Genomic DNA, 26987 nt, shown 5'->3' with positions numbered 1-26987 from the left:
GGAGCCACCGCTACCGGGGGGAATGGGACGTGGATCCCGCAGTCATCGGCGCGCGCCTCGCGTCCAGCGCCGTCGCGCCGCTCATCAAGAAGCTGTTCGTACCGGAGGGGCCGGGCGCCGGGCTGGTGGACCGGCCGGTCCGCATCTCCTCCCTCGTCTCCTTCCGCGGCGAGAAGCGCACGCTGACCGACAAGGACCTGCGCAAGCTCGCCGCCACACTCGTCGAACGCGCCCTGGCGGGGGCGGGTCCGGGCGAGCGGCCGGTCCCCGCCGATGAGGCCGAGCCGCTGACCGACGCGCTGACCAGGTCGCTGTACTCACTGGGCGACCTGACCATGGACGACGTGCAGGCCGTGCGGTTCGGTCACCGGGTGCTGGCCAAGGATCTCCACTACAAGGCCGAGCTTCCCGACGCCCACCTCTCGCTGAACGCGTCCCGGCTCTACCGAGGTCTCCTCGACACCGCCTGCCTGCACATCCTGCACTTCTTCACCCAGCGCTCGACCTTCGTCGCCCGCACCCTGGTCGAGCAGAGCGGGCAGCTCAGCGAGCTGATCACCAAGATCGACATCCTGATCGAGCGGCTGCCGTCCCAGTCCGCGCAGGACGCCGCGTTCGAGCGCCGGTACGCCGATTACACGGTCAAAAAGCACGGCACGCTGACCATCGTCGGCATCGACCTCAGCCACGCCGAGGCCACCTGGCCGCTGGACGCCGCGTACCTCAGCCTGGAGGCCGTCTCCCAGGACGACGAGCGCCCCCTCGGCCTCGACGGAGCCCCGCTCACCGCCCTCCCCGCCGACCGGGCGCTCTCCGGCCACGAGCGCGTCCTGCTGCGCGGCGTCGCGGGCTCCGGCAAGACCACCCTCGTCCAGTGGCTCGCGGTCTCCGCCGCCCGGCAGGAACCGCCGCGCGGGCTGGAGCAGCTGATCGGCCGCGTCCCCTTCGTCCTCCCGCTGCGCACCATCGCCCGCCAGGACGCCCTGCCCTCCCCGGCCCGCTTCCTCGCCTCCGTCCACAGCCCCCTGGACGCCGCCCAGCCGCCCGGCTGGGCCGACCGCGTGCTCACCGCCGGGCGCGGGCTGCTGCTGATCGACGGCATCGACGAGATCCCCGAACGCGACCGGGAGCGCACCCGCGCCTGGCTGGCCGATCTGCTGATCGCCTACCCCGGCAATCTGTGGCTCGTCACCTCCCGCCCCTCCGCCGTCGCCGACGACTGGCTGGCCGCCCAGGACTTCAGCGAGTTCGCGCTGTCCCCCATGCGCCGCGATGACATGACCGCCTTCATCGACCGCTGGCACGACGCGGCGCGCCAGGCCTGCCGTACGGACGACGAGCGCATCGCCCTCGGCGCGTACCAGTCGGCCCTCCACACGGCCGTCCGCACCAAGCAGGACCTCAGCCGCCTCGCCACCAACCCCCTGATGTGCGGCCTCATCTGCGCCCTCCACCGGGCCCGGCGGGGCTATCTGCCGCCCGGCCGCAAGGCCCTCTACGACGCGGCGCTCTCCATGCTGCTGACCCGGCGCGACACCGAACGCCATGTCTACGCGCCCGGCGACATCCAGCTCGACGACGAACCGCAGATCCAGCTTCTCCAGCGGCTGGCGTACTACCTGATCCGCAACGGCGAGGCCGAACTCGACCGCGACCGGGCCGAGGCCATCGTCGCCGAGGCCCTGCCGTCCGTCCCGGCCGCGCAGGCCCTCGGCAACGCCCGGCGCATCCTGAACCACCTCCTCCTGCGCAGCGGCCTGCTCCGGGAGCCTTCGGTGGGCACCGTGGAGTTCGTCCACCGCACCTTCCAGGACTACCTGGGCGCGAAGGCCGCCGTGGAGGCGTGGGACGTGGGGCTGCTGGTCAGCCATGCCGACGACACCCAGTGGGAGGACGTCTTCCGCATGTCGGTCGCCCACGCGCGCCCGCGCGAGCGCGTCGAACTGCTCACCAAGCTCATGGACCGCGGCAGCGCGCACCCGGCCGTACGCGCCCGGCTCCACCTCCTCGCGATGGCCTGCCTGGAGCACGCGGCCGACCTCGACCCCCACGTACGGGACCAGGTGAAGCGACGCGCCGACGAACTCATCCCGCCCCGAAGCGCCAGCGCCGCCCGCGACCTCGCCAACGTCGGCCCGCTCGTGCTCCAGCTCCTCCCCGGGCCGGAAGGGCTCTCCGACGCCGAGGCGGAAGCCTGCGTGATCACGGCGTCAGTCGTCGGCACGGACGCCGCGATCCCCTATCTGCGCCGGTTCTGCACGCATCCCTCCCTCCCCGTCCGCGCCCAACTCGCCTCCGGCTGGCAGCGCTTCGACACCGAGCGCTACTTCACCGAGGTGATCTCCCGCCTCACTCCCGGCGGTCTGTACTTCGTCGCCGAATCCGTGGAACACCTGCGCATGCTCCAGGACACCGGCCCCCGCCCGCTGCTGCTCCTGCGCGGCGACTTCACGGAGGACGAGCTGCGCACCACCCTCGACCCCGGCCCCCTCACCCACCTGCGGATCGACGACAACGTCACGCTGTCCGACCTCGGCTGCCTCCGGCACCTCACCCGGCTGCGCGTGCTCACCCTGACCAAATGCCCGCACGTCAACGACCTGCTACCGCTGGCGGACCTGGCGCTGACCACGCTGGACCTCGCCTCCCGCCAGAACTACTGGTACTTCGACAACCTGGCGCACCTCACCTCCCTGGACCACCTCAGGGTCAAGGACATCGACCGGGAAATCGGCCCCGCCTTCTACCGGCTGCCCCAGCTCTCCCGGCTCAGCGTCACCTCGTACCGGCGCGATGTGACGCTGGCCTGGGTGGCCGCGTGCTTCCCCGGCCTCCGTCATCTGCACGTCGAGGCCCAGAAGCCCGACGCCCGCGCCGTCGACCTCGCCCCGCTGCGCTCACTCCGCCACCTGGAGACCATCACCCTCCGGGGCGTCCACGCCGTCAGCGAGGACGAGCTGCCCGGCGTGGCGATCCAGCCGCTCCCGCTGCCCCGCCGCCGCGCGGGCGTCCCCGCCGAACCGGCCGGGCCCCTGAAAACCGGATGAGGGCCGGGAGACGTACGCACTAGCGTCCCGGCCATGACGGACGACGACTGGCTACGGCGCAACCGCGCGAACTGGGACGACCGGGTCCGGATCCACGCCGACAGCGACTTCTACGATCTGGCCGGGTTCCGCGACGGCGCCCGCACGCTGCGCGGCTTCGAGGTGGATGAGCTGGGGGACGTCAGCGGTCGGCGGCTCGTCCATCTCCAGTGCCACATGGGGCAGGACACGCTGTCCTGGGCCCTCCGCGGGGCGGCGCACGTCACCGGGCTGGACTTCTCCGAGGCGGCCATCCGCACCGCGCGCGGGCTGGCCGTGGACCTGGGGCTCGGCGAGGACCGGGCGCGGTTCGTCGCGGCGGATGTCTACGACGCGGCGGAGGTGCTCGGCGGTGAGCGGTTCGACGTCGTGTACACCGGGCTCGGCGCGCTGTGCTGGCTGCCCGATGTCCCGCGCTGGGCGCGCGTCGTGGCCGGGCTGCTGGAGGTGGGCGGGGTGCTGTACCTGGCGGAGTTCCATCCGCTGACCGAGGTGCTGGGGGACGACGGGAAGAGCGTCGAGGTGGACTACTTCGACGATCAGGGCACGACGTGGGACGAGCCGCACACGTACACCGACGGGCCGCCGCTCGACCACACCGTCTCCGTACAGTGGCAGCACCCGCTGGGCGCCGTGGTGACGGCCCTCGCCCAGGCGGGGCTGCGGATCGAGTTCCTGCACGAGCACGACACCACGCTCTTCCCGCGCTATCCGGTGCTGGAGCGGACCGGGCCTGCGCAGAACCCTGTGTTCCGCTTCCCCGCGGGCCATCCCCGGGTGCCGCTGATGTACTCCCTGCGCGCCACGAAGGGGTGAGCCTGCGGTGCTCACGGCGGACGACTGGCCGCTGTGGCGGGAGGCGCGGCTCGCCGCCCTGACCGAAGCGTCTGGAGATGCCGGGCGCGTTTCACGTCGTCGCCCTCCGGGACGGCCGCGCCGTCGGCGTCGCGCTCGGGGTGCTGCCGGGCAACGAGGCCGCCGTCGCCCTCTACCGGCGCAACGGGTTCACCGAGACGCGTCCCGACGACGCGACCGGGGAGCGGGTGATGGTCAAGGCGCTTCACCCGGCTGCGGGCGGACCGTGAGGATCTGCTGGGCGTGACCGACCGGGCAGTCCAGGTCGTGCAGGACGGTGCTGGTGATGCCCTGGCCGGTGGGGCCGAAGACGACGGTGGTGTCCAGCCCGGTCCAGCGGCCTTCGGGCTGCCGGTGGAAGTGGAGCGTCAGGTCGACGTTGGGGAACATCCAGGCGGCGGGAGACTGGCGCACGGCGATGCCGTTGGCGGTGTCCACCAGGGCGACGTGGGACGCCAGCGGACTCGCCACCTCTCCCGCGACGAGGTCCACATCGGTGGAGGTCCAGACGGTGGCGCGGCCCGGCCGCGGCGGGGTGAGCGGCCGGACGTCCAGGGAGGCGATGAACCCGCCGGGCCACACGGTGGACATGTCCCAGGGCGCGAGCGCGTCCGGCGGGGTGAGGCGGTCGGCGCCGCCGCCCGCGACGGCGCCGGTATCCAGGGCGGTCAGCAGCCAGGCACGGGCCCGGACCACCGGACGGTCCGCTATGCGCACGGTGGCTTCGAGGAGTTCGATGGTGCGGCCGGGCCGGACGGTCTCCACCCGGATCTCGCACTCGTCGAGGGCGAGGCACCCCAGGATGTCGAAGCTGACGCGGCTCAAGACCATCCCGGAGACGTCCGGACGCCCGGCCAGGTGGCGGTCGATGGCGTGGACGATGAGGCCGCCGAGCGGGCTGAAGTGCTGTTCGTCGGAGGCCCACGCGCCGCCTACGTGCTGGGTGGGCTTGTAGCGGTGCTCGGCGGTGCGCTCGAAGTAGCTGTCCAACGGGTCCCTCCTGGGCAGGTGTTGACCAGACCACCCTAAAGGTGAGGGAGAATCTTCCTCATGGACGACGTAGACCGGAAAATCCTTGCCGAGTTGCAGAAAGACGGGCGGCTCACCGTTACCGAACTCGCCGAGCGCGTACGCCTCAGCCTCTCGCCCTGCCACCGGCGGCTGCGCGCGCTGGAGCGCTCCGGTGCGATCAGCGGCTACCGCGCGCACCTCGACGCCCACACCCTCGGGCTCACCTTCGACGCCCTGGTCTTCATCACGATGCACGACGCGTCCCGCGACACCGTCGCCGCCTTCGAAGAGGCCGTCGCCGCCATCCCCAACGTCCTGCAGGCGCAGCGGCTGTTCGGCGACCCCGACTACCTTCTGCGCGTCGTCACCCGCGACCTGCCCGCCTTTCAGGAGCTGTACGACGACCGCCTCGCCACGCTCCCCGGCGTGCAGCGCCTCAGCTCCACCCTCGTCATGAAGGATGTCGTGGTGGACCGGCCGCTGCCCCTATGAGGTGCGGCTGCCCGTGCGAGCAGGAGCGGACCTTCGTGGAGGTGATGACGGTGTCGAGCCGGTCGCGGGCGTCGGCCAGCTCACCGATCTGACGGTCGATGCGGTCGCGCTCGGCCAGCAGCAGCTCCAGCATCGCCGGGGTCGCCTCACCGGTGTCGACGCACGGCATCAGCTGCACGATGGTCCGGCTCGACAGCCCCGCGGCGAACAGCTGCTGGATCAGATGGACGCGGTCGGCCGCGCTCTCGTGGTAGTGCCGCTGACCGCTGGCGCTGCGCTCGGGGTTCAGCAGGTGCTGCTCCTCGTAGTAGCGCAGTGCCCGTACGCTCACCCCTGCCCTGGCGGCCAGTTCACCGATGCGCATCCGCGCCTCCCCCTGCCTTCCGTGTCTTCGCGCGATATTTGCCTCTGACGTCAACGTCAGGTTTTAGCTTAGCTCCGAGTAACGTCGTCCTGCTACGAGGAGCATCCACGTGCCTGCCAGCAGCGCTGCCGCCGATCGCGCGACCCAGATACTGTCCCGCCCGTTCACCCTGGGCGGGCTCACCGTGCCGAACCGGATCGCCATGGCGCCGATGACGCGCCAGTTCTCGCCGGGCGGCGTCCCCGGTGACGATGTGGCGCGGTACTACGCGCGCCGGGCGGCCGGTGGGGTCGGGCTGATCATCACCGAGGGAACGTACATCGGCCACCCCTCGGCGGGCGAGAGCGACCGGGTGCCGCGGTTCCACGGGGAAGACGCCCTGGCGGGCTGGAAGAACGTGGTGGCGGAGGTGCACCGCGCGGGCGGCCGCATCATGCCGCAGATCTGGCACGTCGGGGCGGTGCGCGACGAGGGCGCGGGCCCGGTCCCGGACGCCCCCGTGCACAGCCCGTCGGGCCTCGCGCTGGACGGCACCCCCAAGGGCCGGGCGATGACCCAGGACGACCTGGACGCGACGGTCGCCGCCTTCGCCGAGGCCGCGGCGGACGCGGAGCGCACCGGCTTCGACGGGGTCGAACTGCACGGCGCCCATGGCTATCTGATCGACCAGTTCCTGTGGGAGCACACCAACCGCCGCACCGACGGCTACGGCGGCGACCCGGTCGCCCGTACCCGATTCGCCGCCGAGATCGTGGCCGCCTGCCGGAAGGCCGTCTCCCCGGACTTCCCGATCGTCTTCCGCACCTCGCAGTGGAAGGCCAACAACTACGACGCGCGGCTCGCCCGGACCCCGCAGGAGCTGGAGGCGATCCTCGCCCCGCTCGCGGAGGCCGGGGTGGACGCCTTCCACTCCTCCACCCGCCGGTACTGGGAGCCGGAGTTCGAGGGCTCGGACCTGAACCTCGCGGGCTGGACCAAGAAGCTCACCGGCAAGGCCACCATCAGCGTCGGCTCCGTCGGCCTGGACAAGCAGTTCGACATGTCGTCGTTCCAGGGCGGGACCCGGACCGGGGTGGCGGGCATCGAGAAGCTGCTGGACCGGCTGGAGCGGGACGAGTTCGACCTCATCGCGATCGGCCGCGCCCTGATCGGCGACCCGGAGTGGGCCCGGAAGGTCCTCGACGGGGACACCGACGCGCTCGTCCCCTTCGCCGCCGACCAGCTCCAGAAACTGCACTGAGCCCCGGCCGGGACCTGGCGGTGGGAGCCACCGGGTCACCGGTTCGGCCGCATCACGATGGCCCGTTTTCCTCCTCACTGCAACGATTGACCCGATTGGCGCCACCTTGACGGCGTCCCGGAGCAGGCAGGGAGAGCGGGTCATGTCGAAGCGGCTGCATGTAGGCAATCTCAGTTACCAGACCACGCGGGAAGACCTGGAGAAGCTGTTCGGGCAGTTCGGGTCGGTGATGGACGCGACCGTCATCACCGACCGGGACACCGGGCGCTCGCGGGGGTTCGGGTTCGTGGAAATGGCGGACATGGACGCCGAGAAGGCCATGGCCCAGCTGGATGGACAGGAGATGAACGGACGGTCCGTCACCGTCACAGAAGCGAGGGCGGTTTCACGCGGCGGCCGGTGAGCGGAGCCGCGCGGACGGCGGGCGGACGGCACGGCGGCGGAGCCGCGTGAGCGTGCCGTTCGCCACGTATCGCCGCTAGGACTTGCGGGCGGAGCAGTGTGGCGTGGTGGTATTGGGTGATGCGATCCCCCACACGCATATCTTCACCTCGTCCCCACAATCCTCACAGCGACCGAGACAGCGGCCCACCCCGCGACGCGCAGCAGCAGGAGGGCAACTCGTACAGCAACCCGTACGAGGAACTCGCCGAGCTGGCCGATCCGTACGACCCGGAGGACCCGCTCGGCCTCGGGCTGAAGCCGGATGACGACGACACCGCCGACCTCGGTGGCGCCGGCGCCACCGGCAAGGACGGCGCGAGCGGAGACGGTGGCGAGCCGTGGTCACCGCCCGACCACGGCCGCTCCCGGCGCGGCCGCCGCCGCGGGCGCGGGCGCTTCAAAGCGGTGCCGCTCACCGCGAAGTTGGTCATCGGCGTGCTGGTGCTCGCGGCCCTGGCGGTGCTGGCCGACCGGTGCGCCGTGATGTACGTGGAGCGCAAGGCTGAGGCCGCGCTGCAGAAGAAGCTCAAGCTGGCCACGGCGCCCAACGTGACCATCCACGGCTTCCCGTTCCTCACCCAGGTGATGGACAAGAAGCTGGAGGGGGTCGACGTGGCGGTGCCCGATGTGGCGGCCGACCGCGTCTCCCTCGCCAAGGTGAACGTCCAGGCCCAGGGCATCCGGCTGAACGCCGATCTGCCCACCTCCATCAAGGGCGCCGTGGTGGAGCGCATGAAGGGCGACGTCCTGCTGGCCTTCGAGGACCTGGACCGGGAGCTGGGGGCCTCTCAGGTGCGGTTCCGGGCGTTCGGCCCCAACTCGGTGCGCGCGGACGGCAAGCTGCCGGTCGCCGGGCAGGATGTGTCGCTGCACGCGATGGCCCACATACAGCGCCAGGGAGACCGGGGGATCTCCACCGAGGTGACCGGCATGCGGCTGGAGATCCCCGGGATCGCCACCTACCGGCCGGGCAAGAACGCCGGGCTGCGACTGCACCCCAAGGCGGCCAAGCAGATCAGCGACGACACGGCGAAGGCGAGGGCGCTGCTGTCGGTGCCGTCGGTGGCGGAGCGACTGGGGATCGCTCCCGAACCGGCCGGGCGGGCGCGCCAGGACGACCGGCAGCTGGACAAGATCACCGGGTCGCCGAAGTTCGTACCGTCGCTGACGAAGGTCAACCTCGTCGACGTGACGAACGAGCACCCCGAGCTGATCAAGAAGCTCGGCATCGACCCGACGGTGGCCGCCGCGCTGACCAAGTACAAGCTGCCGGAGCTGTCGGAAAAGCTGTCGCTCTCCTTCCAGCTGCCGGAAAAGGCCAAGGGCATCAAGATCCAGAACATCGGCGTGAAGCCGGACGGGATCGTGGCCGACCTGACCGGCACCCAGATGGGCTTCGGAAAGCGGCCGTAATTCCCGCATAGCGTAGGCGAAGGGGCCGGTGGCGATATGCCACCGGCCCCTTCGTCATGCCCGGCCCCTTCGTCATGCCCGGCCCTTCGTCATGCCCGGCCCTTCGTCATGCTGGGCCCTTCGTCATGCCGGGAATGCCCGGCCCCGCGCGCCCACGCAGGACGCGAACGGGCGCGCGGCGGTTCCCGCGTCCGCCTGAGAAATCCGTCAGACGGCTCTGGGCAAACACACAGCGGAGACCGAACTCCCTCACGGATAGCCCTCCTAATGTTTTCCGTGTCGAAGCCGAACGGCCCAACCGAACGGCCCAGACAAAAGAAAAAGAATCGCCGACATTCGCGAGAGGTAAACATCATGAGCTTCAAGAAGATCGCCCCGGTCAAGCCCGCCCGCAAGCCCGAGCCGGCGAAGAAGAAGCACCCGAAGCCGGCCCCGAAGGCGCCGCAGAAGCGTCAGCCCCGTCGCCCCATTGGTGGCTGACCCACCCCCTGAAAGGCGGGCCCGCGGCAATCGCGCCGCGGGCCCGCCTCGGCCGTTTCCGGACCCGGGAGACCCAGTGACCACACCACCGCCCCCGCCCTCACCCGCGTACGACGACCAGGCGACCATGCAGCTGCGCATGGTCGTGGCCGATCCCGCCACCGGCCGCGGTCGGCACCGGCGCCCCGGGCGGCCCCGCCCGTACGGCCGTCACCAGCGGGCGGTGCAGCCGCTGCCCGAGGAGTACGCGTACATTCCCGCCCTGGAGGACGGCGAGGAGGCGGAGCAGGCCGCTCCGCAGCTTCCGGCGCGGGTGGCGTTCCGCCGGTTCTGGCCGCTCACCAGGGGCGACCGGCGCTGGATCGTGCTGATCTGCGTCTGTGTCATCGCCGCGGCGCTCGCCGAGACCGCCGCGATCCTGCTCTTCTCCGACCTCACCGACAACGCCCTGCGGCAGGGCTCGCTCAGCGCGTTCTGGAGCCCCGCGGCGCAGTGGCTCGCGGTCGCCGTCCTCGGCGCGGGCGTCGGCTACGCCGGTAACTCGCTCGCCGTCTGGACCGCCGAGCGCTTCGTGATGCGGCTGCGGGCCCGGGTCTTCGGGCACGTCCAGGACCTGCCGCCGCACTTCTTCTCCCGCCACCGCCAGGGCGATCTGCTGGAGCGGCTGACCGGGGACATCGACGCCATCGAGCAGATGGTGGTGTCCGGGGTGGTGGGCACCGTCTCGGCGATCTTCAGCACCGTCTTCTTCTCCATCGCCGCCTTCACCCTGCGCTGGGACCTGGCGCTGGCCACCTTCGTCCTCGCGCCGCTGTTCTGGCTGGCCGCCCGGCGCTTCTCCGGCCGCATCAAGTCGGTCGCCCGGGAGGAGCGGGTCGCCGACGGCGCCATCACCTCCGTGGTCGAGGAGTCCCTGAGCAATGTCGTGCTGACCCAGGCGTACAACCGCAAGGCCGCCGAGGAGGACCGGCTGCGGCGGGAGGCGTGGGCGTGGATGCGGGCCTCGGTGTCCGGGGCGCGGATGAGCGAGCTGTACGAGCAGCTGGTGGAGGTCATCGAGACGCTGTGCGTGCTCGCCGTCATCGGGCTCGGCGCCTGGGAGATCTCCCAGGACCGCATGACGATCGGCCAGCTGCTCGCCTTCGCCGCCTTCCTCGGCTACCTCTACCCGCCGATCCGCAACCTCGGCCAGCTGGGCCTGACCCTCACCGCCGCGACCGCGGGCGCCGAACGGCTGCTGGAGATCCTCGACGCCCAACCGGCCGTAGGCGATCCCGCGCCGGGCGCGGCCGTCGCGCCGTGGCGGGTGCACGGCACGGTGGAGTTCGACCGGGTCGGCTTCCGCTACCCGGGCGCCGAGCGGCCGACCCTGGCCGGGGTGTCGCTGACCGCCCGCCCGGGCGAATTCGTCCTGATCACGGGGGCGAGCGGGGCGGGCAAGTCGACCGTCTCCAAGCTGCTGCTGCGCTTCTACGACCCGGGCGAGGGCTACGTACGCCTGGACGGGGTGCCGCTCCACGCCGTACCGCTCGGCTTCCTGCGCGAGCACGTGACGCTGCTGCCGCAGGAGACGCTGATCCTGCACGACACGATCCGCGAGAACATCGCGTGCGGACGGCCCGGGGCGAGCGACCACGACATCGTCCGCGCGGCGCGGGACGCGGCCGCGGACGAGTTCATCCGCGCCCTGCCGGAGGGGTACGACACCCGGATCGACCCGCATACCGCCCAGCTGTCCGGCGGTCAGCTCCAGAGGATCGCGATCGCGCGGGCGATGCTGCGCAACGCGCCGGTGCTGGTCCTGGACGAGCCCACCACCGGCCTCGACGCGCTGGCCGCGCGGCGTGTGGTGCGGCCGCTGCGGCGGCTGATGACGGGCCGTACCACGATCATGATCACCCACGACCTCAACCTGGCCCCGGACGCCGACCGCATCCTGGTCCTCGACCACGGCCGCCTCGTGGAGACCGGAACCCACCGCGAACTGCTCGCCCAGAACGGCGCCTACGCCCGCCTCCACGGCTCCCAGAACGGCTCCCTGACGGACACCGGATCGCACCCCACGGTCCAGCTCGGCCCGTCGCTCTGACGGGACTTCCCCCCACCCCGCCCCTTCCCGAAACCGAGGCTCCGCCCCGGGCGCCGAAACCCGGGGTGCCCACTGAGCCGACCAGCACCCGACTCTGGGCCCCGGACGCAACCCCAGCGAAGCCCCGGCGGGGGCCGGGGACACCGCCCTCGGGCCCCGCCGCCCGGACGGTGGCCCGCCGCTTGAGGAGCCGGGCCCGGGGCGGAACTACCCCACCCCCAGCCCCTCCGCCGCTTGAGGAGCGGGGCCCGGGGCGGAGCCCCGGCGGGGCCGGGGGCTTGCCCCCGGTTCGGGAAGGGGCGGGGCTGGGGAGAGAAACCTAGTCCGCACGCAGCACGTAGCCGACACCCCGCACCGTGTGGACCACGCGCGGCTCGCCGCCCGCCTCCGTTTTGCGGCGCAGGTACATCACGTACACGTCCAGCGTGTTGGACGACGGCTCGAAGTCGAAGCCCCAGATGTCGCGGAGGATCGCGGCGCGGCTGAGGACCTGGCGGGGGCGGGACAGGAAGAGCTTCAGCAGGGCGAATTCGGTCTTGGTGAGGTCGAGTTGGCGACCGGAGCGGGTGACCTGGCGGGTGAGGGTGTCCAGGGTCATGTCGTCAAAGGCGAGTTGGGCGTCCGGCGCCGGGGGCGGCGTACGGACGGGCGGCCCGCCTAACGGCACGGCGGCCCGGCCGCGCCGCAGCAGCGCGCGCACCCGGGCCAGCAGTTCGTCGCACGCGAACGGCTTGACCAGGTAGTCGTCGGCGCCGTTGTCGAGGCCGACGACGCGGTCCCCCACGGAGTCCCGCCCGGTGACCATCATGATCGGTACGGTGCGGCCGGAGGCCCGTACGCGGCGGGCCACCGCAAGACCGTCGAGGCCCGGCATCGTCACATCGAGCAGCACCAGATCGGGCGGCTCCTCGTCGATGCGGCGCAGCGCCGCGAGACCGTCCCCCGCCGTGTCGACCTCGTGGCCCTCGAACCGCAGGGCTCTGCCGATGGCTTCGCGCACCGAAGGCTCGTCGTCCACGACCAGGATCCGGGAAGTCTCGTGCATGGACGTAAACCTGGTGCCCGAGGCTGTGCGTGCGCTGAGTCCGGCGTGTAGAGAGACTGAGAAGGTCAGGGGTCCAGTTCGGGCGGGGCGGTGGGGGCGCCGGGGAGGCGGAGCCAGGCGACGGTGCCGCCACCGGCCGCGGGCCGCAGCCCCACCTGGCCGCCGGACTGCTGGACGGTACGGGCCACGATGGACAGCCCGAGCCCGGAGCCGGGCAAGCTGCGGGCGGACGGCGAACGCCAGAACCGCTCGAAGACGTGCGGGAGTTCATCGGCCGGAATGCCGGGGCCACGGTCCCGCACCGTCAACTCCCCCCTTCTGAGCGCGACATCGATGACACCACCCGAAGGGCTGAACTTCACGGCGTTGTCGAGCAGGTTGACCAGCGCCCGCTCCAGCGCCGCCGCCTCACCGCGTACGTACCAGGGCGCGATCGAGGCGTCGAGGGAGATCCCGGTGCCGCGCAGCCGGGCCCGTCGCAGGGCGCTGTCCGCGATCTCGTGCAGGGCGACCACCTGGAGCGGCCCGCTGCCGGGCAGCGCGTCCGGCCGGGACAGCTCCTGGAGGTCTCCTATGAGCGCCGCCAGCTCGGTCATCTGCGCCTTGACGCTGCTCATGAGCGCCTTGCGGTCTTCCGGAGGCAGCGCGCGGCCGGTCTCGTCGCTGCGGGCGAGCAGTTCGATGTTGGTACGGAGCGAGGTGAGCGGGGTGCGCAGCTCGTGCCCCGCGTCGGCGATCAGCTGCTGCTGGCGGTCGCGGGAGGAGGCGAGGGCGGCGGTCATGGCGTTGAACGAGCGGGACAGCCGGGCGATCTCGTCGTCGCCCTCGGCGGGGATGCGGACGGCCAGATCCTCGGTGCGGGCCACATGCTCGACGGCATGCGTCAGCCGGTCCACCGGCTTCAGCCCGGTCCGGGCGATCCACAGCCCGGCCGCCCCGGCGCCGACGACGCCGATGCCCGCGACGAGGGCGAGGACGAGCGCGAGGGTGTTCAGCGGCTCCTGGACCTCGCTGAGCGGACGGGCCATGGAGACGGCGATACCGCGCGGCAGCGGGCTGTCGGGGCCGCCGGACGGCCGGTAGGTGAAGACCCGCATGTCGCGGCCGTCCTCGGCGGTCGCGTCGTGCAGCGCGGTCGGCCGCGTTCCGGTGGCGACCGCCACGTCGTCGGCGCTCACCGGCAGCTTCGTCGCCCCGGGCTGGGGGCAGCGGCTGCCGTCGGGCAGCACGATCTGCACGGAGTACGAGCCGAGGGCGCGCGGGGTGTGGCCGTCGTCGCCGTCGGGGTTCTGGCACGCGTCCAGGATGCTCACCACGTTGCGCTCGTCGACCCTGACGGTGCGCAGCGACGAGTCGAGCTGTGCGCTGAGCTGTTCGCGCACGATCAGCCAGCACGCGAACGCCGACGCCGCGACCGCCAGCGCCACCGCCACCGCGGTCAGCAGGGCCAGCCGCGAGCGCAGCGGGAGTCCGCGCAACCTCACGACGGCTCGCCCTCCGCGGGCCGCAGGACGTACCCCACGCCCCGCACCGTGTGGACGAGCCGCGGCTCTCCGGCCGCCTCGGTCTTGCGGCGCAGATACATCACGTACACGTCCAGCGAGTTGGACGACGGCTCGAAGTCGAAGCCCCATACGGCCTTCAGGATCTGTTCGCGGGTGAGGACCTGGCGCGGATGCGCGAGGAACATCTCCAGCAGGGTGAACTCGGTCCGGGTCAGCTCCACGCGCCGCCCGCCCCGGGTGACCTCGCGGGTCACCAAATCCATCCGCAGATCGCCGAAGGACATCGTGTCGTCGTCGGCGACCGGCGCGCCCGCCGCGGCCGCGTACGAGCTGCGGCGCAGCAGGGCCCGGATACGGGCCAGCAGCTCGTCCAGCTCGAACGGCTTGACGAGGTAGTCGTCCGCGCCCGCGTCGAGGCCGGTGACCCGGTCGCCGACCGTGTCGCGCGCGGTGAGCATCAGGACGGGCACGGTCACCCCGGTGGCGCGCAGCCGCCGGGCGGCGGTGAGCCCGTCCATGCGGGGCATCAGCACGTCGAGCACGATCAGCTCGGGGTCATAGGTACCGGCCTTCTCCAGGGCGTCCACACCATCGACGGCGGTCTCGGTCGCGTAGCCCTCGAAGGCGAGGCTGCGCTGCAGCGCCTCGCGGACGGCCGGCTCGTCGTCGACGATCAGGATGCGGGCGGGCTGATCGCCGTGGTCGGCGGGGCTCATGGGTCGGTTTCCTTAACGGTGGGCGGGGGCGGGGGGCGGGGCGGGCGCTGTGCTGTCAGCCTCGCACGCCATCCTCCGCCGTGGCGGCTCAGCTGTTGCCGTTGCCGCCGCTGCCGCCGTCGCGCAGGGCGGCGAGGTCGGACTTGACGGTGTTGACCGGAATCGAGAAGCCGAGGCCGATGCTGCCCGCGCTGCTGCTCTGGCCCGAGGCCGGGGCGTACATCGCGGAGTTGATCCCGATGATCTGGCCCCGCATGTTGATGAGCGCGCCGCCGGAGTTGCCGGGGTTGAGCGAGGCGTCGGTCTGGATGGCCTTGTACGTGGTCGTCGACTGGCCGACGTCACCGTTGTAGCTGCCGCCGCCGAACTCGAACGGCCACTGGCCGCCGCCGCCCTGCTGGCCCCGGTCCTGGTCCTGGCCCTGGTCCTCGTCCGTGGAGACGGTGACGTCTCGGGCGAGCGCGGAGACGATGCCGCTGGTCACGGTGCCGGTCAGCCCCTCGGGCGAGCCGATGGCCACGACCTGGTCGCCGACCTTGACCTGGCTGGAGTCGCCCAGGGACGCGGCCTTGAGTCCGCTCGCGCCGCTCACCTTGATCAGGGCCAGGTCCTTGTCGCTGTCGGTGCCGACCACGGACGCGCTCTTGGTGCTGCCGTCGCTGAACGTCACCTTGATCGAGTCGGCGCCGGAGATGACGTGGTTGTTGGTGATGATCTCGCCGCCGCTGGTGATGATCACGCCCGAGCCGGTGGACTCGCCCCCGGAGGACGTCGCGCTGATCTCCACGATGCTGGGGCTCACGGCCGCCGCCACGGCGGAGACCCCGCTGCCGGTGCTGCTGGAGTTGGCGTTGACGACGGGGGCCGCCACGGACGTGCCGCCCTGGTCCGTGGCCTGCCCGACCAGGGTCGCCGTACCGCCGCCGACCAGCGCCGAGACCACCGCGACGGCGACGAGCAGCCCGGCCGACCGGGAGAGGTGCCGCTTGCGGTGGCCGCCGCCGGGGGCCGGTATCGCCGCGGTGTCCCCGCTTCCGGGACCACCTGTGCCGCCGGTTCCGCCGCCCGGCCACACGGTGACCCCGGAGGGGGTGGTCACCGGCGTCTGCGGCTCATGGGTGGGCGGCGGCGGGTAGGCCGCCGCGTCACCGTACGCGTAGGGATAGGACTCGTGGTCGCCGCTACGGCGTGGGCTGTCGGTCATGTCCAAGACTGTGCGCCGCGAGTATGAGAGCCAGCTGAGGGCCTGCTGAGAACCAGGGCAGAAGTCGGTATGCCCGACATAAGGAACGCCCGGCCGAGGGCGCTACGCGCAGCCGCAGGAGCGCCGCACCACCAGCGCGGACGGGAACTGCCGCACCCGCTCCCGGCGCGAGACCGGGATCCGCGGCCCGTCGTCCAGCACCAGGTCGACCGCGGCGCGGGCCATCGCGGGCCGGTCGGAGCCGACCGTGGTCAGCGGCGGGTCGGTCAGACCCGCCTCCTTCACGTCGTCGAAGCCCGCGACCGCCAGCTCTCCGGGGACGTCGATGCGCAGCTCGCGCGCCGCCCGCAGCACCCCGAAGGCCTGGTCGTCGGTGGCGCAGAAGATGGCCGGGGGCCGGTCCGGCCCGGCCAGCAGGCCGAGGGCGACCTGGTAGGCGTCGTACCGGTTGTACGGGGCCTGGAACAGCCGCCCCTCCGTGGACCGCCCGGCCTCCCGCATCGCCCGGCGCCACCCCTCGACGTGGTCGGTCACCGGGTCGCCGACGGTCGGGGTTATCTCGGTGCCGCCGAGGCAGGCCACATAGGGGTGGCCGTGCTCCAGCAGATGGCGCACCGCGAGCTGGGCGCCGCCGACGTCGTCCAGCACCACGGCCACGTCGTCGATCGCCTCGGGCCGCTCGTGCAGCAGCACCACCCGGGCGTCCCAGGCCTCGATCTCGGCGGCGGCGTTCTCGCTGGGGCCCTGGCTGATGAGGATCAGCCCGGACACCCGCATCCCCAGGAAGGCGCGCAGATAGTGCACCTCGCGCTCGTCCAGGTAGTCGGAGTTGCCGACCAGCACCATCTTGCCGCGCTCGGCGGCGGCCTGTTCGACGGCGTGCGCCATCTCGGCGAAGAACGGCTGGCGGGCATCCGGAACGATCAGCCCTATGAGGTCGGTCCGACGGCTCGCCATCGCCTGGGCGACCCGGTCGGGCCGGTAGCCCAGCTCCTTGATCGCGGCGAGTACCCGCTCGCGCGTGGCCGGGGCGACCGGCCTGGGTCCGTTATTGATGACGTAACTGACGACCGCGGTCGAGGTTCCCGCCAGCCTTGCCACATCATCACGCGTCACCTTGGCCACGCGCGAAGTCTACGCGGGTCCAGCTAGGTCTTGACCTGTCGTGCGGGGGCCGGTTCCGCCGCGGACCGCTGGACTCCGCCCGCCGGACCGGAGCCGGTGTCCCGGCCCGTGTCCCGCGACGCGTTCCTGGCCCGGGCCTCCTCGGCGGCCCGCTCGGCCCGCTCGACCTTCTCCGGCGTGACGAAGCGGTAGCCGACGTTACGGACGGTCCCGATCAGCGACTCGTGCTCCGGGCCCAGCTTGGCCCGCAGCCGCCGTACGTGGACGTCGACCGTGCGCGTGCCGCCGAAGTAGTCGTAGCCCCAGACCTCCTGCAGCAGCTGCGCCCGGGTGAAGACCCGGCCGGGGTGCTGCGCGAGGTACTTCAGCAGCTCGAACTCCTTGAAGGTCAGGTCGAGCACCCGCCCCTTCAGCTTGGCGCTGTAGGTGGCCTCGTCGACCGACAGATCGCCGTTGCGGATCTCCATCGGGCTGTCGTCGGTGGTGATCTGCTGGCGGCCCATGGCCAGCCGCAGCCGGGCCTCGACCTCGGCCGGGCCCGCGGTGTCCAGCAGCACGTCGTCGATGCCCCAGTCGGCGGTGACGGCGGCGAGCCCGCCCTCGGTCACCACCAGGACCAGCGGACAGCCGGGCCCGGTCGACCGCAGCAGCTGGCACAGGCTGCGCACCTGCGGCAGATCGCGGCGGCCGTCGATCAGGATGACGTCGGCACCCGGGGTGTCCACCAGGGCCGGGCCCTCCGCGGGGGCGACCCGCACGCTGTGCAGCAGCAGGCCGAGGGCGGGGAGCACCTCCGTCGAGGGCTGGAGTGCGTTGGTCAGCAGCAGGAGGGAACTCATCGTCCACCACCTGCCCCGGCCGTGATCGTGATGTTGTCCACGCTTCGCTCGCCCATTGCCTCGGTTTCCTCCTCGGTCCCTTGCGAGAGGGGGCACCTCCCAGGCCGCTCCGCCTGGGGGCTGCGGCTACTGCTTCGTACGGTCTGCTCGCACCCCGGGGACATACGCGCGAGCCTTCGCTCAAACGCGCGCGGTGCCCCTGAAAGCACAAAAGGACCCGGGGGCGACGTTGCCCGGATCCTTCACCCAGCAGAATAACCCACATGACACCCGGTGGAGAGGCTGAATCTGCTCGTCGTTTCCTTCCCCCGGCTGCCGCGGGCGCCCGGAGAGCCACATTGCTCACCGAGGACGGGGTCCCCATCGAGGCCCGTTACGAGCCTTCCCGGGCGGCCGGTGACCTATCCCCCGGGGCCCCTGTGATCGTGGTCGCTCACGGTTTCACCGGCGCCCTGGAGCGGCCCGCGCTGCGCCGGGTGGCGTCGGCCTTCACGCAGCGTACGGCCGTGATCACGTTCTCGTTCCGGGGCCACGGCCGGTCCGGCGGGCGGTCCACCGTGGGCGACCGGGAGGTGCTGGACCTCGCGGCCGCGGTGCGCTGGGGCCGGACCCTCGGCCACCGGCGGGTGGGCACGGTCGGCTTCTCGATGGGCGGCTCGGTGGTGCTCCGCCACGCGGCGCTGTACGCACAGAACGAGCTGAATCCGGATGGGGAACGCGAGGAGCGCGAGGGGCGCGAGGGGCGCACGGAGGCGCACAGCGCGGTAGCGGACGCGGTGGTCTCGGTGAGTGCGCCCGCACGCTGGTACTACCGGGGGACGGCCCCGATGCGCCGCGTCCACTGGGCGGTCACCCGGCCGACCGGGCGGCTGGTCTCCCGCTACGGGCTGCGGACCCGGATCGACGGCCGGGGCTGGAGCGCGGAGCCGCTGCCGCCGGTGGCTGCCGTCCCCCGGATCGCGCCGACACCACTGCTGATCGTGCACGGCGACCGGGACCCGTACTTCCCGCTGGACCATCCGCGGATGCTGATGGCGGCGGCGGACCGGGCGTCCACGGAGCTGTGGATCGAGCCGGGCTTCGGCCACGCGGAGACGGCGGCCCCGGCGGAGCTGCTGGACCGGGTCGCGGGATGGGCCCTGGCCCACGCCTGAGGACCCGGGCCACACCTGACGACCCGGCCCACGCCTGGCCCGGCCCCGGGGGCCTACTCCGGCTCGGCCACCGGCTCCGCGAACTGGGCCGCGTACAGCCGGGCGTACGCGCCCTGCGCCGCCACCAGCTCGTCATGGCCGCCCTGCTCCACGATGCGGCCGGACTCCATCACCAGGATCACGTCCGCGTCCCGGATCGTGGAGAGCCGGTGGGCGATCACGAAGCTGGTGCGGCCGGTGCGCAGCGAGGCCATCGCTTGCTGGATGAGGACCTCGGTGCGGGTGTCGACGGAGCTGGTCGCCTCGTCCAGGACCAGGATGGACGGCCCGGAGAGGAAGGCGCGGGCGATGGTGATCAGCTGCTTCTCGCCGACGCTGACGTTGGCCCCCTCCTCGTCGATCACCGTGTCGTAGCCGTCCGGCAGGGTGCGGACGAAGCGGTCCACATGGGTGGCCTTCGCCGCCTCCACGATCTCCTCGTGGGAGGCGCCCTCCGAGCCGTACGCGATGTTCTCCGCGATCGTGCCGCCGAACAGCCAGGTGTCCTGGAGGACCATGCCGATGTGGGCGCGCAGCTCCTCGCGCGGCATGGTGGCGATGTCGACGCCGTCGAGCGTGATGCGTCCGCCGCTGACCTCGTAGAACCGCATCAGCAGATTGACCAGGGTGGTTTTCCCCGCGCCGGTCGGGCCGACGATGGCCACGGTCTGGCCGGGGCTCACCGACAGCGACAGCCCGTCGATGAGGGGGGTGTCGGGCTGGTAGCGGAAGGCGACGTCCTCGAACTCGACCTGGCCGAGCACGGTCCGCGGCCCCACCGGGCCGTCCGGGTCCGGGGTCTGCTCGTCCGCGTCCAGCAGCTCGAAGACCCGCTCGGCGGAGGCGACGCCCGACTGGACCATGTTGGCCATGGACGCGACCTGGGTGAGCGGCTGGCTGAACTGCCGGGAGTACTGGACGAACGCCTGGACGTCGCCGATCGACAGCGCCCCGCTCGCCACCCGCAGCCCGCCGACCACGGCGACGAGTACGTAGTTGAGGTTCCCGATGAACGTCATCGCGGGCTGGATGAGCCCGGAGATGAACTGGGCGCGGAAGCCCGCCTCGTACAGCTTGTCGTTGTGCGAGCGGAAGACCTCGGCGGACTGCCGCTCCCGCCCGAAGACCTTCACCAGGGCGTGGCCGGTGTACATCTCCTCGATATGGGCGTTGAGCTTGCCCGTGGTCATCCACTGCTGGACGAACTGGGGCTGGGCGCGCTTGCCGACCCGGGTCGCGACCAGCACCGACACCGGGACGGTGACCAGCGCCACCAGCGCCAGCAGCGGCGAGATCCAGAACATCATGGCCAGCACGCCCACCAGGGTCAGCAGCGAGGCCATGATCTGGCTGAGGGTCTGCTGCAGCGTCTGCTGGATGTTGTCGATGTCGTTGGTGGTCCGCGACAGCACCTCGCCGCGCGACTGCTTGTCGAAGTACGACAGCGGCAGCCGCGCCAGCTTGTGTTCGACGTCCTCGCGCAGCCGGAAGACGGCGCGCTGGACGACGCTCGTGGCCACCCGCGCCTGGATCAGGTTGAGGAGCGAGGCCACGACGTACAGGCCCAGCGCCCACAGCAGGACCGAGCCGACGGCGCCGAAGTCGACGCCCTGGCCGGGCGTCACGTTCATCGACGCGACCATGTCGGCCATGGTGCCCTGGCCGCTGTCGCGCAGATGCTGGACGGCCTCGGCCTTGGTGGTGCCGTCCGGGAGCTGCCGTCCGACGATGCCCGCGAAGATCAGGTCGGTGGCGTGGCCGAGCACCTTGGGGCCCAGCACCGTCAGCGTGATGCTGACCGTGCACAGGGCGAGCACGGCGAAGGCGATGCCGCGCTCGGGACGCAGCGACGCCAGCAGACGGCGGCCGGAGCCGCGGAAGTCCATGGACCGCTCGACGGGCTGGCCGCCCATGAAGCGGCCGGGCCCGGCGGCCGGCGCGGGGCCCCTGCGCGGGGCCGGAGAACTCTGACTCATGCGGCTTCCTGCTCGGTGAGCTGGGAGAGCACGATCTCCCGGTAGGTCTGGTTGCCGTCCATCAGCTCGCCGTGGGTGCCGCTGCCGACGACGCGGCCCTCGTCGAGGACCACGATCCGGTCGGCGCCCCGGATGGTGGAGACCCGCTGGGCGACGATGACGACGGTCGCGTTCCCGGTCTCGTCCGCCAGCGCCGCCCGCAGCCGGGCGTCGGTGGCGTAGTCGAGCGCCGAGAAGGAGTCGTCGAAGAGATAGACGGACGGCTTGAGGACGAGGGCGCGGGCGATCGCCAGCCGCTGCCGCTGCCCGCCGGAGACGTTGGAGCCGCCCTGCGCGATGGGCGCCTGCAGACCGCCCTCCATGACCTCGACGAAGTCCCGGGCCTGGGCGGTCTCCAGGGCCTGCCACAGCTCGTCGTCGGTGGCGTCCGGGTTGCCGTAGCGCAGGTTGGACGCGACGGTGCCGGAGAAGAGGTACGGCTTCTGCGGTACGAGCCCGATGGACCGGGACATCACCGCGGGGTCGAGGTCGCGTACGTCCACGCCGTCGAGCCGGACGCTGCCGTCGGTCGCGTCGAACAGCCGCGGCACCAGCCCGATCAGGGTGGACTTGCCGCTGCCGGTGGAGCCGATGACGGCGGTGGTCCGGCCGGGGTGGGCGGTCAGCGAGATGTCGCGCAGCACGGGCTCCTCGGCGCCCGGATAGCGGAACTCCACGCCACGCAGCTCCAGCAGTCCGCGGCTGCCGTCGGCGCCCGCCCGGGGCGCGACCGGCGCGAGCGGCGGGACGACGCTGGTCCCGGTGTCCAGCACCTCCTGGACGCGCTCGGCACACACCTCGGCGCGGGGCACCATCATGAACATGAAGGTGGCCATCATCACCGACTGCAGAATCTGCATCAGGTAGCTGAGGAAGGCGGTCAGCGCGCCGATCTGCATGTCGCCGCTGTCGATGCGGTGCCCACCGGCCCACACCACGGCGACGCTGGACACGTTCACCACCAGCATCACGGAGGGGAACATCAGCGACATCAGCCGCCCGGACCGCAGCGAGACGTCCATCAGCTCGGTATTGGCGGCGGTGAACCGCTTCCGCTCATGGGTGTCGCGGACGAAGGCCCGGATCACCCGGATGCCGGTGATCTGCTCGCGCAGCACCCGGTTGACGGTGTCGATGCGCTCCTGGACGACCCGGAACAGCGGGCGCATCCTGCGGACGATGAGCGTCACGACGATGCCCAGCACCGGCACGATCAGCAGCAGCAGACCGGACAGCGGCACGTCCTCTCTGAGCGCCATGATGATGCCGCCGACGCACATGATGGGCGCCGACACCATCAGCGTGAAGGACATCAGGCACAGCATCTGCACCTGCTGCACGTCGTTGGTGGTGCGGGTGATCAGCGAGGGAGCCCCGAACCGGCCCAACTCGCGGGCGGAGAAGGACTGCACCCGGTCGAAGACGTCGGCCCGGATGTCCCGGCCGAGGGCCATGGCGGTGCGGGCGCCGAAGTAGACGGCGCAGATCGCGCACCCGATCTGGACCAGGGTGACGGCGCTCATCAGACCGCCGAGCCGGAGGATGTAGCCGGTGTCTCCCTTGACGACTCCGTCGTCGATGATGTCGGCGTTGAGGGCGGGCAGATAGAGGGTCGCCAGGGTCTGTACGAGCTGCAATAGCACGATCAAGGCGATCGTTCGGGTATAGGGCCGCAGATACGCCCGTATGAGTCGGACCAGCACACCGAAACCCTAAGCGAGCAGGCCGGGATACGGCCCAAGTTTTCCCCGGGGCGCACCGCGTCCTCGGGGCCCTTCCGCACCCGTCATCATGGAGGACGGCAGAAGACGGGAGAGGGACACGCGATGGCGCTGAACGAAACGCCCGCCGGAACCATCCGGTACTGGGCCGCGGCCCGGGCGGCGGCGGGCACCTCCGAGGAGCCGTACACCGCGACGACGCTGGCGGACGCGCTCGACGCGGCCCGCGAGCGGCACGCCCTGCGCCCGGAGTTCGCCCGGGTCCTGCTGCGCTGTTCGTTCCTGGTCGACGGCGCGCCCGTCGGCACCCGTGATCACAAGACGGTCCAACTGGCCGAGGGCGGCACGGTCGAGGTGCTTCCGCCGTTCGCAGGAGGGTGACGTACGACGTCATGAGTAACCAGCCGCATCAGCCACACGATCCGCACCAGCCGTACGAGCCGTATGAGCCGTACGGGTCGTACCCGCCGCCGTACGAGGGACAGCAGCAGCCGCCCGCCGACCCCTACGGCGCGCAGCCCCAGGCGCAGCCCGGGTACGGCTACCCGCAGCAGCAGCCGTACGCCCAGCAGCAGCCCCAGCCCCAGCAGCCGTATCAGTCCCAGCAGCCGTATCAGCAGCAGTACGCCGAGCCCTACGCCGATCCGTACGCCGCCGCGCAGCAGGGGTACCAGGGCCAGCAGCAGCCGCAGCAGCAGTACGCGGCGGGCTGGGACCAGCAGCAGCACTACGCGCGGCAGCAGTACCAGCAGCAGTACCAGCAGCAACCCCCGCACCCGCAGGCCGCGCAGCAGCAGGCGCGGCGACCGGCGCAGCCCGCGCGGCAGCCCGGCCCGGCCGAGGCCGCCCGGCCCGCGCCCACCGCGCCCGAGCCCGAGCCCGAGCCCGACCGGCCGATGACCGCCGCCGAGAAGGCCCGCGCCGAGGGCCGCCCCCAGATCATCGACCCCGGGCTGCAACCGGCCGCCCTCACCGCCGTCCTCGCCGCCCTGCTCGCGGTCACCGCGCCGCTCGGCCAGCCCGCCGTGGCCGTGGTCGTGGCGCTGCTCCAGGCGGTCACGGCGGCGGGCTGGTTCCGGCTGAACGGCATGTGGCCCGCCCGGCAGGGCATCGCGCTCGCCTTCGCGGGCGGTCTCGCCGCCGACGTCGGCCTGCTCACCACCGGGCGCGTCCACGCTCCGACGGTGCTCATCGGCACGATCGGCGTCTGGGTGCTGCTGGTGATCGTCCTCCAGCTGCGCAGCCACGCCTCGGCGGACGAGCGGCTGTACGGGCTGACCGCCGCGGTCACCTCGACCGCCGTCACCGTGATCGCGGCCGGGCACCTGGCCGCGGTCGCCGAGTCGCCGGACGCCGTGGTGGTGGGCGCGGCCGCGGTCGCCGTGGGCGCGCTGGCCCGCGCGCTGCCGCTGCCGGTGCCCGCCGCCGTCGTCCTCGGGCTGCTCGCGGCGGCCGGAGCGGGCGTCGGGGCCGGGCACCTCACCGGCACCGGGACCGCCACCGCCGCCGCGCTGGGGTTCGCGGCCGGGGCCTGTGCGCTGGTGGGGCTGCGGGTCGCGGCGTACGACTACCCGTCCCGTTTCGTCCACATGACGGCCGGAGTGGCCCTGCCGCTGGCGGCCGCCGCCCCCGCCGTCTACGTCCTCGGTCGCGCACTGGTCTGACACCGCATCCCTCTCGGCGTCCGCTCCGGTTAGGCTCGCTGCGTCAGGCAAGGGCCTGAGCGAGAGCCTGGGGGATCTACGTACATGCGCGCACTACGCATCACACTGATCGTCGCCGTGATACTCGGCGGCCTCTTCGTGGGGGCCGACCGGCTGGCGGTGTCCATGGCGGAGTCCAAGGCCGCCGACAAGATCAAGAGTTCACAGGGGCTGACCAGCACGCCCAACGTCTCCATCAAGGGCTTCCCGTTCCTGACCCAGGTCGCGGGCAAGGAGCTGGACGAGGTCGACGTCGGGGTGGACGGGCTGACGACGGACGCGGGCGGCGGGACCACCGTCCGCGTCTCCGAACTGAACGCCCAGCTCCACAACGTCACCATCGGGGGGAACTTCTCGTCGGCGACCGCGAACCAGGCCACCGGCTCCGCCCATATCTCCTACGCGGACCTCTCGCGGGCCGCGGGCCCCGGGGTCACGGTGAGCTACGACCCGCAGGGGACCAACCAGGTCAAGATCACCGGGAATCTGCTGGGCTTCACCCTCAGCGCCCGCTCCAGCGTGACGATCGTCAACGGGGACACGATCAAGCTGCACGCCGAGCGCATCCCGGGCGGCTCCATCCCGCAGTGGGAGGACAAGGTGCGCGAGCGCACCGACATCGAGCGGAAGATCGACGGCATGCCGCAGGGCATGCGGCTGGAGACGGTGAAGACCGACAAGGACGGCATAGACGTCTCGGTCGCGGGTAATAACGTCGCGTTGACGGGCTGACCCGGGGCCGACCCGTCCGGCACGGACCACCTCGTGTCCACCTAACGAGACGATCATGTCCGCGATGACGGACGCCGACGGCCGCCGGACCCCCGGCGGCCGCCCGCAGTGGCTTTCCACACCCCTCCCCGTCCACATCGCGGACATTGGCGTCTCACCATGCGACACGCCGGTGACATGCCCGCCCGTCCGTCCTTACGATCGGACGCATGAAGCGACAGGCGGAACTCACGAAGCGGCGGGCAGTCGACCTGTGCCGCGTCGCCGCCATGCTCTGTCGCGCCGTCTGAAAACGAGGGCGCGCCCGGCCGCCGCAGCTTCGGCCCCGCCCCCTCCGGCCCGTCTGCCGGGCCGTCCCGCACTCCGCTCGTACGCTCGCGACCAGGCCCCGCGCAGCGCCGCGCGTCGAGCGCCCGTACCGCCGCAACTGCCCCGGAGGAGAGATACATGAGCCGCAGTGACGTCCTGGTGGACGCCGACTGGGTACAGGCCCGCATCGATGACCCCAAGACGGTCATCGTCGAGGTCGACGAGGACACGTCCGCCTACGACACGAACCACATCAAGAACGCCATCCGGATCGACTGGAAGCAGGACCTCCAGGACCCGGTGCGCCGTGACTTCGTCGACCAGGCGGGCTTCGAGAAGCTGCTGTCCGAGAAGGGCATCGCCAACGACGACACCGTCGTCCTGTACGGCGGCAACAACAACTGGTTCGCGTCGTACGCCTACTGGTACTTCAAGCTCTACGGCCACCAGGACGTGAAGCTCCTCGACGGCGGCCGCAAGAAGTGGGAGCTGGACTCGCGCGAGCTGGTCTCCGAGGTCCCGGCCCGCGAGAAGACCGCGTACCAGGCCAAGCCGCAGGACACCTCGATCCGCGCCTTCCGTGACGACGTCGTGGCGGCCATCAACAGCCTGAACCTCGTCGACGTCCGCTCGCCCGACGAGTTCTCCGGCAAGCTGCTCGCCCCCGCCCACCTCCCGCAGGAGCAGTCGCAGCGCGCGGGCCACGTCCCGAGCGCCCGCAACATCCCGTGGTCGAAGTCGGCCAACGACGACGGCACCTTCAAGTCCGACGAGCAGCTCAAGGAGCTGTACGAGGGCGAGGGCGTCGACCTGTCGAAGGACACCATCGCCTACTGCCGCATCGGTGAGCGCTCCGCGCACACCTGGTTCGTGCTGCACGAGCTGCTCGGCCAGACCAACGTCAAGAACTACGACGGTTCCTGGACCGAGTACGGCTCGCTGGTGGGCGTGCCGATCGAGCTCGGCTCCGGCAGCTGACCCCTCTCCTCCCCGAACGCGAACGTTAAGGACAGACACATGTGTGGAGCGCAGACAGGCGGCCCCGACGCCTCGACCATCAAGCCCGGTGAGACCACGATCCAGGGCCAGGTGACCCGCGACGGCGAGCCCGTCACCGGCTACGTGCGCCTCCTGGACAGCACGGGCGAGTTCACCGCCGAGGTCCCCACCTCCGCGACCGGACAGTTCCGCTTCTACGCCGCCGAGGGCACCTGGACGCTGCGCGCCCTGGTCCCGGGCGGCACCGCCGACCGCACGGTCGTCGCCCAGAAGGGCGGTCTGGCGGAGGTCGCCATCACCGTCTGACGCCCCCACGCGTCGTCACGGCGCAAGGGCCGCATCCCGGGGTTGGACGCCTCGGCGGGGTGCGGCCCTTCCGTCTGTCCGGGCGGCGGCCCCGGACGTAT

General features: G+C 71.8%; 26 protein-coding genes. 16 read left to right on the top strand and 10 right to left on the bottom strand.

Going from position 1 to position 26987, the window contains the following annotated elements:
• Positions 1-29 precede the first annotated feature (29 nt).
• The 3 genes from ACZ6CL_RS34475 to ACZ6CL_RS34465 all read left to right on the top strand — a co-directional run bounded on the left by ACZ6CL_RS34475 (position 30) and on the right by ACZ6CL_RS34465 (position 4171).
• Positions 30-3047, top strand: coding sequence for an NACHT domain-containing protein (locus ACZ6CL_RS34475; RefSeq protein ID WP_468943231.1), 3018 nt, complete (start codon positions 30-32; stop codon positions 3045-3047).
• 33 nt (positions 3048-3080) lie between these two features.
• Positions 3081-3902, top strand: a complete 822-nt coding sequence (locus tag ACZ6CL_RS34470) for a class I SAM-dependent methyltransferase (protein ID WP_468943228.1) — start codon at positions 3081-3083, stop codon at positions 3900-3902.
• 77 nt (positions 3903-3979) lie between these two features.
• The gene (locus ACZ6CL_RS34465; RefSeq protein ID WP_468943226.1) at positions 3980-4171 is read left to right on the top strand and encodes an N-acetyltransferase; all 192 of its coding nucleotides are present in this window, start codon (positions 3980-3982) and stop codon (positions 4169-4171) included.
• Here ACZ6CL_RS34465 and ACZ6CL_RS34460 read toward each other — a convergent pair.
• Complete coding sequence (locus ACZ6CL_RS34460) at positions 4137-4931, bottom strand: thioesterase family protein (RefSeq protein WP_468943224.1); 795 nt, start codon at positions 4929-4931, stop codon at positions 4137-4139. The genes ACZ6CL_RS34465 and ACZ6CL_RS34460 overlap by 35 nt on opposite strands.
• Positions 4932-4991: 60 nt before the next feature.
• Between ACZ6CL_RS34460 and ACZ6CL_RS34455 the strand changes: the two genes are divergently transcribed.
• Positions 4992-5444, top strand: coding sequence for an Lrp/AsnC family transcriptional regulator (locus ACZ6CL_RS34455; RefSeq protein WP_468943221.1), 453 nt, complete (start codon positions 4992-4994; stop codon positions 5442-5444).
• Here the strand turns inward: ACZ6CL_RS34455 and ACZ6CL_RS34450 are convergent.
• Positions 5404-5808 (bottom strand): MerR family transcriptional regulator, encoded by a 405-nt coding sequence (locus tag ACZ6CL_RS34450; protein ID WP_468943218.1) that lies wholly within the window; start codon positions 5806-5808, stop codon positions 5404-5406. The genes ACZ6CL_RS34455 and ACZ6CL_RS34450 overlap by 41 nt on opposite strands.
• Before the next feature lie 109 nt (positions 5809-5917).
• Between ACZ6CL_RS34450 and ACZ6CL_RS34445 the strand changes: the two genes are divergently transcribed.
• The 5 genes from ACZ6CL_RS34445 (at position 5918) to ACZ6CL_RS34425 (ending at position 11474) form a co-directional block, all read left to right on the top strand.
• Positions 5918-7048: an NADH:flavin oxidoreductase gene (locus tag ACZ6CL_RS34445; RefSeq protein WP_468943216.1), complete on the top strand. Its 1131-nt coding sequence runs from the start codon at positions 5918-5920 to the stop codon at positions 7046-7048.
• A gap of 142 nt (positions 7049-7190) precedes the next feature.
• On the top strand, positions 7191-7451 hold the full coding sequence (locus ACZ6CL_RS34440; protein WP_385447558.1) for an RNA recognition motif domain-containing protein: 261 nt from the start codon (positions 7191-7193) through the stop codon (positions 7449-7451).
• A 119-nt stretch (positions 7452-7570) separates the two neighbouring features.
• Entirely contained in the window at positions 7571-8905 is a 1335-nt protein-coding gene (locus ACZ6CL_RS34435) for an LmeA family phospholipid-binding protein (RefSeq protein WP_468943214.1), read from the top strand.
• A gap of 354 nt (positions 8906-9259) precedes the next feature.
• Positions 9260-9385 (top strand): hypothetical protein, encoded by a 126-nt coding sequence (locus ACZ6CL_RS34430; RefSeq protein ID WP_468943212.1) that lies wholly within the window; start codon positions 9260-9262, stop codon positions 9383-9385.
• Between the two features lie 127 nt (positions 9386-9512).
• On the top strand, positions 9513-11474 hold the full coding sequence (locus ACZ6CL_RS34425) for an ABC transporter ATP-binding protein (RefSeq protein ID WP_468943295.1): 1962 nt from the start codon (positions 9513-9515) through the stop codon (positions 11472-11474).
• A 319-nt stretch (positions 11475-11793) separates the two neighbouring features.
• Here ACZ6CL_RS34425 and ACZ6CL_RS34420 read toward each other — a convergent pair whose 3' ends face one another.
• The 6 genes from ACZ6CL_RS34420 to ACZ6CL_RS34395 form a co-directional block, all read right to left on the bottom strand.
• On the bottom strand, positions 11794-12519 hold the full coding sequence (locus ACZ6CL_RS34420; RefSeq protein ID WP_468943210.1) for a response regulator transcription factor: 726 nt from the start codon (positions 12517-12519) through the stop codon (positions 11794-11796).
• Positions 12520-12584: 65 nt separating this feature from the next.
• Entirely contained in the window at positions 12585-14003 is a 1419-nt protein-coding gene (locus ACZ6CL_RS34415) for a sensor histidine kinase (protein WP_468943208.1), read from the bottom strand.
• The gene (locus ACZ6CL_RS34410) at positions 14000-14740 is read right to left on the bottom strand and encodes a response regulator transcription factor (RefSeq protein WP_468943205.1); all 741 of its coding nucleotides are present in this window, start codon (positions 14738-14740) and stop codon (positions 14000-14002) included. Before ACZ6CL_RS34410 ends, ACZ6CL_RS34415 begins: the two co-directional genes overlap by 4 nt.
• An 88-nt stretch (positions 14741-14828) precedes the next feature.
• On the bottom strand, positions 14829-15944 hold the full coding sequence (locus ACZ6CL_RS34405; RefSeq protein ID WP_468943202.1) for a S1C family serine protease: 1116 nt from the start codon (positions 15942-15944) through the stop codon (positions 14829-14831).
• A 102-nt stretch (positions 15945-16046) separates the two neighbouring features.
• Positions 16047-17069 carry a LacI family DNA-binding transcriptional regulator gene (locus ACZ6CL_RS34400; RefSeq protein WP_468943199.1) on the bottom strand — a complete coding sequence of 341 codons (1023 nt, stop codon included), beginning with the start codon at positions 17067-17069 and terminating at the stop codon, positions 16047-16049.
• A gap of 23 nt (positions 17070-17092) precedes the next feature.
• A complete protein-coding gene (locus ACZ6CL_RS34395) occupies positions 17093-17908 on the bottom strand; it encodes a response regulator transcription factor (protein WP_468943196.1) in 816 nt (271 codons plus the stop codon).
• A 263-nt stretch (positions 17909-18171) separates the two neighbouring features.
• On the opposite strand from ACZ6CL_RS34395, the gene ACZ6CL_RS34390 reads away from it, so the two are divergent.
• Complete coding sequence (locus ACZ6CL_RS34390) at positions 18172-19062, top strand: alpha/beta hydrolase (protein WP_468943194.1); 891 nt, start codon at positions 18172-18174, stop codon at positions 19060-19062.
• A gap of 53 nt (positions 19063-19115) precedes the next feature.
• On the opposite strand, the gene ACZ6CL_RS34385 is transcribed toward ACZ6CL_RS34390, so the two are convergent.
• Positions 19116-21014: an ABC transporter ATP-binding protein gene (locus tag ACZ6CL_RS34385; protein ID WP_468943292.1), complete on the bottom strand. Its 1899-nt coding sequence runs from the start codon at positions 21012-21014 to the stop codon at positions 19116-19118.
• Positions 21015-21073: 59 nt separating this feature from the next.
• On the bottom strand, positions 21074-22819 hold the full coding sequence (locus ACZ6CL_RS34380) for an ABC transporter ATP-binding protein (RefSeq protein WP_468943192.1): 1746 nt from the start codon (positions 22817-22819) through the stop codon (positions 21074-21076).
• 123 nt (positions 22820-22942) lie between these two features.
• Here ACZ6CL_RS34380 and ACZ6CL_RS34375 point away from each other — a divergent pair, with 123 nt between their 5' ends.
• The 6 genes from ACZ6CL_RS34375 (at position 22943) to ACZ6CL_RS34350 (ending at position 26886) form a co-directional block, all read left to right on the top strand.
• Positions 22943-23218 (top strand): MoaD/ThiS family protein, encoded by a 276-nt coding sequence (locus ACZ6CL_RS34375; RefSeq protein WP_385446773.1) that lies wholly within the window; start codon positions 22943-22945, stop codon positions 23216-23218.
• Between the two features lie 11 nt (positions 23219-23229).
• Positions 23230-24501 (top strand): hypothetical protein, encoded by a 1272-nt coding sequence (locus ACZ6CL_RS34370; RefSeq protein ID WP_468943189.1) that lies wholly within the window; start codon positions 23230-23232, stop codon positions 24499-24501.
• An 84-nt stretch (positions 24502-24585) separates the two neighbouring features.
• On the top strand, positions 24586-25272 hold the full coding sequence (locus ACZ6CL_RS34365; RefSeq protein WP_468943186.1) for an LmeA family phospholipid-binding protein: 687 nt from the start codon (positions 24586-24588) through the stop codon (positions 25270-25272).
• 209 nt (positions 25273-25481) lie between these two features.
• Complete coding sequence (locus ACZ6CL_RS34360; RefSeq protein WP_468943290.1) at positions 25482-25562, top strand: putative leader peptide; 81 nt, start codon at positions 25482-25484, stop codon at positions 25560-25562.
• Positions 25563-25719: 157 nt separating this feature from the next.
• Positions 25720-26559: a sulfurtransferase gene (locus ACZ6CL_RS34355; protein ID WP_468943183.1), complete on the top strand. Its 840-nt coding sequence runs from the start codon at positions 25720-25722 to the stop codon at positions 26557-26559.
• 39 nt (positions 26560-26598) lie between these two features.
• Complete coding sequence (locus ACZ6CL_RS34350) at positions 26599-26886, top strand: DUF1416 domain-containing protein (RefSeq protein ID WP_361490272.1); 288 nt, start codon at positions 26599-26601, stop codon at positions 26884-26886.
• Positions 26887-26987 lie beyond the last annotated feature (101 nt).

The organism is Streptomyces sp. NPDC041200, assembly GCF_055591805.1.
Note: the sequence above shows the minus strand (reverse complement) of the source record. Positions and strands in the feature narration are given on the sequence as shown.